This window comes from Pseudobacter sp. (genome assembly GCF_051955275.1).
Classification (GTDB): Bacteria; Bacteroidota; Bacteroidia; order Chitinophagales; family Chitinophagaceae; genus Pseudobacter.
This window is the reverse complement of the sequence record NZ_JBQCGW010000307.1, coordinates 1-11,967: the sequence shown is the minus strand read 5'-3', so window position 1 is coordinate 11,967 and position 11,967 is coordinate 1. Positions and strand designations below refer to the sequence as shown.

The window sequence follows — 11,967 nt, the reverse complement described above, 5'->3', positions numbered from 1 at the left end:
ACTCTCCCGAAGCCCCCAATCGTAGCAAACAGACCACTGTACCTTCAGCAAAGCTGAGTACCCGATTATCAAACTTGACTGGAACTTATCATGAGCTTGTAGCATGGCTTGGGATAAGCGTCTGTTATCAGTTTGTCACATGAGAAATATTCCGAATTGCACAATTCACATTTGAAAAATTGTAGTTGTATGAATCGGACTAATTACATCCGCGTGTCTTTTACTTTATTGTTAGGCATCATGATTCCATTTCTTTCAGGTCTCATCATCCCTGGCAATTTCACCCCGGAAGGGCTAACTATCACCTGTATCTTTTTCATCGCTCTTACTTTCCTGATCAACACTATTGCACGTATTTTTCATCTTTATCTGCGTGAGCAACCCTGGCTGAACACTGAACTGTTTAAAAAAGTGAGCGTGATCTGTGCGGTCAATACCTTACTTAGTGTGTTCCTCTCAGGTATGCTGGTATTTTTGTGGATCACCCTTACGGGTTACCGCACCAGCATGGCTCCCGTTTTACAATTCCTGGGCAATATGGTGCTGGCCACGCTCATACTTACTTTGGCAGAAGAACTGATACTGCTGAACCGGGATAAGAAAACACTCGCTCCTACACCACAGCAAATTGTTGTAGATACAATGCCCCCTGTTGAGGCGATGCCGCAACAAGACGACGGTCATTTATTATCACAGAATATTCATCTGGGCATTGAAACCGCTGTACACCGGCGCAGGAGCAGGCTATTATTAAGAAAAGGACTCGAAAACATTCCCGTGAAGATGGAGGACATCGCGCTTTTTTATACGGAGAACAAGATCGTATATGCGCTGGACCGGCTCGGCAAAAAATATATAGCCGATAAAAAACTGGGTGAACTGGAAACAGAACTCAATACAGACATGTTTTTCAGGGCTAACAGGCAATATATCATAGGACTCAATTTCATCAAGGGTTTCAAACCGTTTGAGAAAGTGAAATTGCAGGTAGACCTTACCGTGTCAGAAGCCCAGCACCTGGTGATCATCAGCCAGGAAACCGCTCCGGCATTCCGCAAATGGATGAGCGAAGCCTGAGCCGTTCCTGTATCATTTACCAACTGGCAAAGAATTTGTATGCCTTTGAGCAGTAATTGCTAAAGCGATTCTCCCCTATCTCTGCTTATATAGATTTATCCCCTGTCGAACAAAAGTATCCCCTTTGCTCCTTACGTAGAAAGTGAGCATGAATTGTTATGTTTTGCACTCATTAAATCTATTAGTATGAGAAAATTTTCCCTGTGCGCTTTAATGATGGCGGCTACCGGTATTGCCTATGCGCAAAGCTATCCCGGCTACCGAACGAGTAATTACTCTGGTGTGAACGGTGTTTTTTTCAATCCGGCCAATGCTGCAGACAGCCGTTCCAGATGGGATATCAATCTTTTTTCCATCGACGGCTTTGCCGGTAATAACCAGAACAGTCTTAGCTTCAAAGACATCACCAAATCTTCTTTCAACGCAGACTCTCTAAAATCCAAACTCCTTTCCGGAAATGGCAGTAACCTGAATACGATGGCACGGATCGATATCCTCGGTCCTTCCGTATTGTTCAATGCAGGCGCCAGAACGGGAGTGGCGCTCACCACCCGTGCACGTATCTTTGGCAATGCCCGTGATATCAACGGGCCCTTCGCCAGGGCGGTGATAGATGCGGGAGAAGCCAATGCCACCTATCCGATCAATTTCTCAGAAGGGAAATCCATTATCAACTCAGCCGCCTGGACGGAGATCGGTGGTTCCGTAGGGCAGATCCTTACGCGCAACAAAAGCCACCACTTTGTAAAAGCAGGTCTTACCCTGAAATACCTTGCAGGTGTAGCCGACGCCTACCTGCGTCGTGAGAACTTCAGTGGCACCGTGAACACGGGTGTCAGCGGCACTTATCTCACCAATGCATCGGGCCGCGTGATCCTCAACACCACCGAAGCCAATTTCAATGATTATGATTTCGGGGATTTCTTCAAATTCAATGGTCATGGTTTCGGCGGTGATATCGGCCTCGTGTACGAGTACCGGCCCAACCTGGATTATTCAAAATTCGAGGACGACCGCTTCGCGAACAAGTACAAAGTGAAAGTAGGCGTTGCATTGCTGGATGTGGGCGAAATCCGGTTCAATAAGAACAGTAACCAGTCCGGTTCCTATACCATGAATATCCCCAACGGACAGCAGTTCCTGCTGAGCCAGTTCAAAGACAAATCCGTGAGCGAGTACAAGAGCATCCTGGATAATAGCCCTTATTTCACGCCGGATGCCAATGTGGATGAGAAGTACAAAGTGTCACTGCCCACTTCTGTTCAGATCAATGTGGATTACCTGATCGCGAAAGGATTTTACGCCAACGCGAATGCGCAGATCACCACCAGCAAAACCGGCAATCTGAACCTTTTTGCCTGGAACAGTTACACCGTTACGCCCCGCTGGGAGGTTTCCAAATTCGGCATTGCGTTGCCCGTCAATTACAGTGAGCTTACGCAATGGAATGCAGGTATCTCCTTACGTGCAGGCCCCGTATTCCTGGGATCCGGAAGTTTATGGACAGCGATATTCGATAAATCCAAACAGGCCGATCTGCATGTAGGCATCCGCTTCGGCCTGCAGAACAAAAAGAAAATCCGCAAGGATACAGATATGGATGGAGTGTATGACGATGAAGACAGCTGCGTCACCGTTCCGGGTGTTGCCCGTTACAAGGGCTGCCCGGTTCCCGATACCGATGGTGATGGAGTTAATGATGAACAAGACAGTTGCAGAACGGTGCCCGGACTGGCCAAATACAATGGTTGTCCGATCCCCGACCGCGACGGTGATGGCGTGAATGATGAGATCGATGAATGTCCTGATCAGCCAGGCTCCGGTCAGTTCAAGGGTTGCCCGGATACAGATGGCGATGGCATTCCGGATAAGGATGATAAATGTCCAACCGTTGCCGGTGTTGCCAAATATAACGGCTGTCCGATCCCCGACCGTGATGGCGATGGCGTAAATGATGAAGAGGATCTTTGTCCGGATAAACCCGGCCCTGCTTCCTCCAAAGGTTGTCCGGTTGAAGATGTGGTGGTGCAGATCACTGCCGACTTCAAGAACATCCTGTTCGATTTCAACAAAGCAACCATCAAAGCTGAATCCAGGGGTATCATAGAAACTGCTGCAAGAACCATGAACGAAGTGATCCCGAATTCAAACTTCTATGTGGATGGTTATACCGATAATATCGGTTCCGTGGCGGCAAACAAGAAGATCTCTAAATTACGTGCGCAGGCAGTGGCCGATGCATTAACGGCTGCCGGCGTTGATAAGAGCAGATTGATTGCACGTGGATTTGGAAAGGACAATCCGAAATGTGGTAATAAAACGGAAGAAGGAAGGGCTTGTAACAGAAGAGTGGAAGTGATTATCAGGAATGTGGACCAGCAGAAAGTGAAATCGGTGAATCCGTAAATTGAAATGAATATTTTGAAGAGACTGTCTGTACCAGGCAGTCTCTTTTCTTTTTTTTAAATCATGGATACAGAATTGAATCAACTGGCTTAATTACAGTCTTTGCTGCCAGGCTATCAACAAAATTTTTAATTACTTTATCCAGGCGTTCTGTCTTTCTTGCCAATGTATCAATGGTAATGGTATCTTTTATGCTAATATGGTCGCCGAATCCTTTATTCCTGACTCTCAGATAAGGGTCACCGCTCATCAAACCGTAATCCAGCACTAACCTTGAATGTTTTTTTAACCCAAGGCTGCGCTGCAGCTTTGCTGTGTAGATGACTTCCCCTTTCACTGTCTGGATATCCTGAATATAACCCACTGAATCCAGATCGGAGAATACCGGGTCCCCAACATAAAGGCCAAGATCAGATTTGCTTTTCAGGATAACTGTATCTGTGGAATTGCAACTGGTCAGAAAGATCAGAATTCCACTGTATAAAATAATTCTCAGATTCATGGATCAGTTTAAATTTATATCCTTACCAAGATAGGTTATTCCACTGATTGTTTTATTGAATGCTATGCCAATTCAAATTACTTTCGTCAGCGTCAAAGCGACTATTTTCATTTCGTAAATTCCGGCATCTCTTACAATAAACTCTTGCAATGGTATTCCTGTTCAATAATTCCCGCATCCTGCTCCTTTTTACAATGGTAATGCCTTTGACACTGATGGCGCAAGATAAAGCAACAACTGCATACCATACAAGACCGCAGATCTTTTACAATCCCTATGGCGGCCGGGATTCTGCCAATTTCGTGCTGATCAGCAGCACCACTTACGCCTTCACGCCGGATACGCATCCCGACAGCGGTCTGGTTCATATCCGCCCCACCGTCAAATCCATGCCTGGCAACTGGAACCATACGATCCCCTCTTATATCACGGACAGTTCCGGAAAATTGAAAACTGAAGGAGAAATTGTTCCCGGAGATTTTATCGTTTTAAAAAAACAGGATATCAAAATAAGGCTGGAGCCCCGGCTTCACGCACTGAATGGCAGGCTGCAAATCATTCAACCCGATAAAACAGCCGGCACCAACACTGACATTACATTACTATATACAGCAGGCCAGCGTTCCCCTGATGCCACCGTCCGCATCATGATCCCTGCCGGAATAAGCGTTGACACCAGCAGCATCACAGTGAATGTGATCGGCCGCGGAGCCGTTCTGCTGAAAGATCTCAGCAAGCAGTCCATCGGTCGCACAGGAAATAAATATAGCCATCGTAAGGTGGGCACAGCCAAACTGAAAAAGGATAAAAACGGTAATACCTGGATAATCCTGTCCGGCCTGGATCTCCGCCCTTCCAACGGCGCCGATATAACGCTGACCATGAAAACCAGGCTCCAACACTCACCAGGTCAGTTTATTTTTAAAAGCAATTATTCGGTCACGGAGCCCGTTGCCCTGAACAGTTTTGGTGGACAGGAAGAAGAAGCCAGTCTTTATACTCACAAGAACATTGCAGACTTTCAGCGTATCCCCGATTTTGCCACAACTTATTCCGGTGATGCAAATACCTGGTCCCGTGTTGATTTCCGATGGTCAGTTAAGCCGGGCATGCTGGCGCCGCAAGTGCAGTTTTCCACCGATAAAGGAAAAACATGGAAGCAAGCTACCGCCAGCATGGATGCCAATAAAGGAAGCGCACAGATAACCCATCTGAAACCTGATAAGCATTATAGTTTCCGGCTTGCTTATTCATACGGCAAAGTCCGATCCAATTCAAATACTGTCGATTATTATTCAGGGAAAATTGCCGTATCCGGAATAGGCATTGATGGAGATCCCGCAAAGGATTATACCAACCTGATCAACTCAGCTATCGATTCTATCCACCGCAAAGGCGGTGGAACTTTATACTTCGATAAAGGCTGGTTCAACGTGCGCACTATCCATCTCAAAAGCAATGTTCATCTCTTCATTGGTAAACAAGCCACCATCGCAGCATTGAAAGGCGGAGATGCTCCTGAGACCACCTGGTTCTCAGATAAAAAATACCGTTCCGGCCTCTCTTCTACTGATTCCGGTCCTTACGATGATCCGGATAATTACATGACCAAACAGGATGTGGGGCATCACTATTTCCGCAACTGCATGTTCTTTGCCGAGCGGGAAGATAATATCAAAATCACCGGCAACGGCCGCATCACCGGCAACGGCAACCTGGTAACAGGAGACAAAGTGATGAACAATGCACCCGATAACCGGTCAGACAAGATGTTCACTTTCAAACTCTGCACCAATATCGAGATCGGCGGATTGAACAGGAACGAAGATCTCTGGTATGACGAAATACGCGACGAGCCCTATTATATCCTCTCTGCCAATAAACAGGATACCGTACTTGCCAATATGCTGCACATCGATCAGGGCGGGCATTTCGTGTTACTGGCTACAGGCACTGACAATATCGATGTACACGATACTTATTTCGGAAAAGCAAACGGCAAGAATGCCCGTGACATCTATGATTTCATGGCATGTAATAATGTTCGTGTAAAGAATATCTATTCGAAGGTAAGCTCCGATGATATCGTCAAGCCCGGCTCCGATTGCTCCCTCGGATTTACCAGGCCTGCCAGGACGTACAGTGTTCGTAATGTGATCGGTGATACCAATTGCAATCTCTTCCAGATCGGTTCTGAAACTGCCGATGATATCCAGGATATCTGTGTTGATAATATCTATGTGCTCGGCGCCAACAAAGCAGGCTTTTCCATTTCCACCAACGATGGTGGACATATCAAAAATATCCATCTCAATTGCGGACATACAGGCAGCCTGCATTCCCGGTCTAAAATGCTTAGAACCTTTACGCCCTTCTTCATTTCCATCTCCAACCGCGCGCGGATCCTGGGAGCCGAAGCTGGCAGATATTCGTTTACAGAGAACGGGGAAAAGCACAATGAACTGCTGATCAAAAACGTGAATATCGGGAAAGTGGAAAATATCCTGATCAACGGGATCGATATCAGTGAAGTGTATGCAGGAAGCTCGTACAGTGGCAACCGCTGGAAGGAGTATGACGGAAAACAACGCAGGGCCACCGCCATCATCGCCGGATACGCCCTGCCTGCCTCTTCAGTAGTGGAAGGCGGGCTTGATTTTACACTCCCCGACGGATCATATACCGGCTATATCAAAAACGTTCAGTTCAACGACGTTCATATCCTCGTCAAAGGAAGCAACCCGATTTCCGATACCAGCGCCAATCCGCCCGAACTGGGCGTCGGGCAATACAATGCCAGCAACCTTAATACACAGCCTGCATACGGCCTCTGGGCCAGGCATGCCAAAGATTTACAGGTAAAGAACAGCAGCTTCAACTTTGAAGAAACGGATCAGCGTTATGCTGTATTCCTGGATGATGTACTGAACGCAGACATAATTAATAACGAAATGGTGCTTGGCAAAGAGAATGCAACAGCCATTGCGCAACGCGGTTCAACCGGCATAAAAACCGGGAACAATAAAGTGTATGGAGAAGAGTGGAAGAAGAAAGTATTGCCTTTGTCCGGTAACCGGCCTAAACAACCAGCAGCATTAAAGCCACCACCGGAAACCGGACAAAAGCAGCAATGATTTATTTGTTCATGTCAACAGGAATGAACACGAGCGGAGTTGGCAGACAGCTGGCTCCGGGAGGAGAATAGGTCATGCGGATGGTTTGTTCTTCACCATTCTTCGATGGCTGAAAGATCTGCACCAGTACTGCTTCCGGAGCAGCCTTGGTTATCAGACGATCTTCCGGCAGTTTGATAACGCCGCCTTTGAACTTGCCTTCGCTCACCACCATGGTATTGGCCATACCACCGCACCATTGGTTATCGGCGGAACGGGCATTCCAGGTGACCAGGGCAAGCCCCTTTCCATCGGTGCTTTTCCATTTCATTTCGATATTGTAGATCACGCCATAGTTGCCTGCCAGTGTAGCGATCTTACCGGTAGCCGCATCTTTGCCCAGCACCCAGGGATCCTGGTTACCATCGGCAATGGTGATCACCGCAGGGCCGTTCTTCGTATCAAACACCTCCGTTGTATTTACCTGGTAATTGCTTACGCCGAAAATACCGCGGCCCGCATTGGAATGCCTTGAGCTTAACACCGTATCGATCTGCTCACTGGCCTTCACAGTTCCTTTCTCCGGTGAAGTCTGCACCACACTGACCACGCCAGGCTGATCGATCACAAATTCATAAAAGCCGTGCGCCAGCTCATCGTATTTAGCGATGCGTTTTTCCATCGCTTCGTCCAGTACCACTGTTTGTCCGGGTTTGACAGTGCGTGTCTTCGACGCGGGTTTTGCATTGAAATAATCAGCCAGTCCGTTCTTGCCTGCACCAAAATAATTGGTGGTTGGTTTCTGGGAAGAATATTTCAGCATACGCAGGGTCATCTTCTGATCCCCGGTATTCTTGATCACCGTATTGATCCTGCGATCCATTTCGGGTTCTTTCACTCCATTCACATTATACATGTATACTCGTACAGACCCGGGTTGTACGGCTTCGCGAAGCGCCACTGCTTCAGGAACGCGTATATATTCGGGATCATCGGAAATGATATACTGTGGTCCAGGCAACACCATCTTCTCGTAAGCGATCTCCTGGAATTTCCCTGAAAAGAAGCCAGGCAATTCTACAATGCTACCCTGTTTGGCCTGCAGCAAAGCCTGTTCTGAAGCAGGTTGCAGCGTTTGTGCCGAAGTGCTTCCCATGGCTCCTGCCAATAGCAGGGATAATGCCATCCTGTTACTGTATTGCTGAATATTTGTCTTTTTCATGTGCTCTTGAATTGTGCGGATTATAAAAATGATGCAGTTATAGAAAACTTCATCTGTATTTGCAGTAACAGTATGCAAGGATTCAGCATAATCAGTTTAATTGTGCTGTGCCCTGGCATACCCTGTTCAGCCTGTTGATTCACCAAGTTGAGAGAGATATTCCCTGTACCGGTTGTACAGGTGGCCTGCCTGCAGGTAAGCTGATTGCGGGCTCATGAAATGCGAGAACTCGAACGTGATGGCTTTATCGTAGCCCGCTCTGCGTGCAGCTTCCAGCTTCAGCCTCAGTTTCTCGAACTTGATGGGCAAAAACTTGATGGGCATATCCCTGTCGAAGCTCTCTGCGTTGGTCCAACATTGCAGTCCATACTTATCAGCCATCTTTTTGTTCACTTCAAAGAAGGCATCCAGTTCATTGTAATCGATATGTCCATCCTGGAAAGCAACTGCATCAACAGCGCCGCGGATTCCATCAAATATCTCACTCCATTCGGTTTCATGTTCTTTGATGCTTACAGCATCTTCTTTGCTGAGAGATGAAGAGGCGGCCATCACGGCTTTCTTTCCATCGATCCAGGGAGAGATGAGTGTGGGCAGTCCATTGCTCACCTCTTTACACTGCATGCCGAGTGTTCTGAATGCATGAGCCGCGCCTTTCGTTTTCCTGCTGATCTCCATACTCAGGTACCAGCCTTTGAAACTCCTGTAATGTCCATAACGTTGCCATACTTCGTCGATCACAAAACGGTTGGCATCAAGTTCATGCTGCATATCACCGGTATCCCAGTATTTGCCGCTATCATACAGACCGAAGTAAAAGTTCATACCCAGTTCATCCGCCAGCCTCAGGAACATATCCACCAGGTCAACGGGTGGTTCATAACAACCGTGATTGTTGAGCAGGTAAGCAGACGGATAGGTGATGAATTTCCGATAGCCGCTGCGGATCAGGATCACGGTGTCGATGCCTACGGCCTTCATATACTGGAAGTCGCGGCGCCATTCAGCTTCCCCCCAGTTCTGGTGTGGGATATCATGACTGATCTCGTCCAGGAAAGTGCCAGTTATCTGCATAAAAATTCTGTTCAGGTTCAGTTAAAGATAATGTAAGGCTTTCAGGAACTCCACCCATTTTGCGTAAGCAGATGGGTGGAGGTGAATGCCATCGATGGTCATTTCAGCGTGCAGTTCTCCTTCCGGATCTGCAAACACCTCATGAAGATCGATATAGATGAGCTTGCGTTCGGCAGCGATCTTCCTGATCTCCTGGTTGAGCGCAATCACCCTGTCTTTCTTGTTTTTTAAGTATGCCGCTGTCAGGATTTTTTCGTTCATAGGCAGGATGCTCTGGATATACAGAGTAGTCTTTGGACAAACGGTACGTATCCTGTCCACGATCCTCCGGTAATTATTGGCACTCATTTCTGTGGGTATTCCTGTTCCGATATCATTGATACCGATCAGCAGGAAGATAACCTTCGGCTTCATTACCAGGTGTGAATCCAGCCGGGCCAGCAGTCCGAAAGTATTATCACCACCAATGCCCCTGTTCACCACAGGTTTGCCCGGCAGCAGTTCCTGCCATGGTCCGCGCTCTGTAATGCTATTGCCCAGGAACAGGATGGCATTCTTCTGTACCGGCGATTTCCGGAACAGTTCCATCCGCTGCTGATAATATGTGTTATTGTAACTACTATCTACAGCCACCTGCGCGCTTGCTCCCAAAGAACAAACCGCCATCATGGCCCCCAATGAAAACTTCTTCATCATACATCTTTTCAATTTCATTTGCACTTATAACTCAAATCCTCCGTCCATCAATCTTCCAGGTTGTCAGGCAGATTTTGCAGCCGGGTTTCAAGAAACCCGGAGCGGAGGAAAAATAAAGAGCACTACATCATTGATCAGTCTGCTGCAGTGATCTTCAGCCTGTCGTACCACGTGAATTTAAGGATGATCATCGTCACCAGCCATACAGACATTGCAATAAATCCTTTTTCGAAGAACCCAAACACAAACTGTATCGGCATAATGATCATGCTCATCTGCCAGGCAATTCCAATCACCACATTGAACATATCCCATTTGAACTGTTGGTTCGGCTGAAATGCCGGGTTCACCTTACGCACCATATTCAGTACGGGTTTCCACCAGCCCCATGGTTTTGTATTAGTATAAAAACTGGTAAGCACTTCCTGTGAAGGTGCCGGTGTGAGCAGGCAACCGATGATGCTTCCGCTCATGCTCAGTAGCAGGATCAGGAAGAACGACACGAGCGTACCTATACCGCTGCCGAACACATCTTTATATTCGGTATTATCGGCTAACCATGCGGTTAAGGAAGGTACAAAAGTAGCGGCAATCAGGCCGGTGAGCATTCCCGCAAAATAGCCGTATCCATTGAAGCGCCACCAGATCCACTTGAGCACGTTGGCGGCGGCATAACCACCGTAGAGTGCGGAAGTGATCCAGATGGTGAGACTGCTCAGAGAAGTGGCAAAGAGACCGAATACGCAGCCAACCAGCACAATGGAAACGCTCACGATATAGCTCCATTTCACATAGTGTGCGGGAGGTGCGTCCGGCTTGAAATATTTTTTATAGAAATCGTTCACGAGGTATGCGGGTGCCGCATTCACAAAGGCAGAGAAAGTGCTCATGAAAGAGGCGAGCAGGCCGGCGAGCACGATGCCACGGATACCGGCGGGCAGGTAGCCGCCTACAACGCGACTAAGAATAATTTCGAAATCCGGTTTCTGTTGTCCCTGCAGTTCGGGCATCAGGTAGTGAATGCCTACGAGTGTGAGGGCGCTTACCATCATGAAGAGCGGAATGAAAAGCACCAGGTTGGTGAAACCGGTGAGCATGGCGGCTTCTTTGGGTTTCTTGGCGCTGAGGATCCTTTGCATATCGAAGCCGGGTACAGGGCCTGCGAGACTGGCGAAGATGCCTTTGGCCACCATCATCATCAGCAGTGCGCCGAACCAGGTGAAACCATCTTCCGATACTTTTTGTGAGGCTTGCGGAAAGCCGGCGCCCCAGTCCACATCCAGCTTCCATTGGGGCCAGAAATTGCTCCAGCCATTGGGAAGTTGCTGATGGAGGGCATTATAGTCAACATCGCGGACAGCATAAGTTACTACAAGCAGACAGCTCACCAGGAGGATGCCGTATTGTAATACTTCAGTGGCTACCACGCTGTACATGCCACCTTTCACGGTGTAGAAAGTAGTGAGCGCAATGATGATGAAAGCATAGGTCTGCTGACTGGTGAGCAGCGGATTGCTCAGGTCCCAGGGCAGGATATTGGAGGCGAACTTGCCGATCCCTACAAATACGTATCCGATGAAACCGATCACGCTGACAATAGCGAAGACCACAACGATCATGTGAGCGAGCCTGCCGCCTCTGCTGTCACCAAAACGTTTGATGATCCAGTCGGCGCCGGTCATGGCATTACTTCTCCTGATCCAGATAGCGAGGAACACCATCACGAAGATCTGGTTCCATACTGGCCAGAGCCATGGCAGCCAGGCGGCTTTGAAGCCGTACACGAAGAGAAGGGCCACGTAGAAGGCGGTGCCGCTTACGTCGAACATGCCGGAGCTGTTGCTGAATCCGAGCCAGTACCATTTGATATTGTTATC

At 47.9% G+C, this 11,967-nt stretch carries 8 protein-coding genes; 3 read left to right on the top strand and 5 right to left on the bottom strand.

What is annotated here, in order from left to right:
• Positions 1 to 189 precede the first annotated feature (189 nt).
• Positions 190 to 1,077, top strand: coding sequence for a LytTR family DNA-binding domain-containing protein (locus ACTHMC_RS27475; RefSeq protein ID WP_440418267.1), 888 nt, complete (start codon positions 190 to 192; stop codon positions 1,075 to 1,077).
• Between the two features lie 186 nt (positions 1,078 to 1,263).
• Positions 1,264 to 3,483 (top strand): DUF5723 family protein, encoded by a 2,220-nt coding sequence (locus ACTHMC_RS27470; protein ID WP_440418266.1) that lies wholly within the window; start codon positions 1,264 to 1,266, stop codon positions 3,481 to 3,483.
• Positions 3,484 to 3,544: 61 nt separating this feature from the next.
• Here ACTHMC_RS27470 and ACTHMC_RS27465 read toward each other — a convergent pair whose 3' ends face one another.
• Positions 3,545 to 3,985 carry a hypothetical protein gene (locus ACTHMC_RS27465; RefSeq protein WP_440418264.1) on the bottom strand — a complete coding sequence of 147 codons (441 nt, stop codon included), beginning with the start codon at positions 3,983 to 3,985 and terminating at the stop codon, positions 3,545 to 3,547.
• A gap of 149 nt (positions 3,986 to 4,134) precedes the next feature.
• On the opposite strand from ACTHMC_RS27465, the gene ACTHMC_RS27460 reads away from it, so the two are divergent.
• The gene (locus ACTHMC_RS27460) at positions 4,135 to 7,119 is read left to right on the top strand and encodes an endopygalactorunase (protein ID WP_440418263.1); all 2,985 of its coding nucleotides are present in this window, start codon (positions 4,135 to 4,137) and stop codon (positions 7,117 to 7,119) included.
• Position 7,120: 1 nt separating this feature from the next.
• Here the strand turns inward: ACTHMC_RS27460 and ACTHMC_RS27455 are convergent, their stop codons facing one another.
• The 4 genes from ACTHMC_RS27455 to ACTHMC_RS27440 all read right to left on the bottom strand — a co-directional run.
• On the bottom strand, positions 7,121 to 8,320 hold the full coding sequence (locus ACTHMC_RS27455; RefSeq protein ID WP_440418262.1) for a copper amine oxidase: 1,200 nt from the start codon (positions 8,318 to 8,320) through the stop codon (positions 7,121 to 7,123).
• Positions 8,321 to 8,446: 126 nt separating this feature from the next.
• Positions 8,447 to 9,394: a DUF4434 domain-containing protein gene (locus tag ACTHMC_RS27450; protein WP_440418260.1), complete on the bottom strand. Its 948-nt coding sequence runs from the start codon at positions 9,392 to 9,394 to the stop codon at positions 8,447 to 8,449.
• A gap of 21 nt (positions 9,395 to 9,415) precedes the next feature.
• Positions 9,416 to 10,090: a GDSL-type esterase/lipase family protein gene (locus tag ACTHMC_RS27445; RefSeq protein ID WP_440418258.1), complete on the bottom strand. Its 675-nt coding sequence runs from the start codon at positions 10,088 to 10,090 to the stop codon at positions 9,416 to 9,418.
• A gap of 134 nt (positions 10,091 to 10,224) precedes the next feature.
• Positions 10,225 to 11,967: sodium:solute symporter family protein (locus ACTHMC_RS27440; protein ID WP_440418256.1), on the bottom strand; the 1,743-nt coding region annotated here is incomplete at its 5' end.

Coding starts and splice junctions, on each gene's coding strand:
- ACTHMC_RS27475 (WP_440418267.1), top strand. CDS start 190: ATGAATCGGACTAATTACATCCGCGTGTCTTTTACTTTATTGTTAGGC.
- ACTHMC_RS27470 (WP_440418266.1), top strand. CDS start 1,264: ATGAGAAAATTTTCCCTGTGCGCTTTAATGATGGCGGCTACCGGTATT.
- ACTHMC_RS27465 (WP_440418264.1), bottom strand. CDS start 3,985: ATGAATCTGAGAATTATTTTATACAGTGGAATTCTGATCTTTCTGACC.
- ACTHMC_RS27460 (WP_440418263.1), top strand. CDS start 4,135: ATGGTATTCCTGTTCAATAATTCCCGCATCCTGCTCCTTTTTACAATG.
- ACTHMC_RS27455 (WP_440418262.1), bottom strand. CDS start 8,320: ATGAAAAAGACAAATATTCAGCAATACAGTAACAGGATGGCATTATCC.
- ACTHMC_RS27450 (WP_440418260.1), bottom strand. CDS start 9,394: ATGCAGATAACTGGCACTTTCCTGGACGAGATCAGTCATGATATCCCA.
- ACTHMC_RS27445 (WP_440418258.1), bottom strand. CDS start 10,090: ATGATGAAGAAGTTTTCATTGGGGGCCATGATGGCGGTTTGTTCTTTG.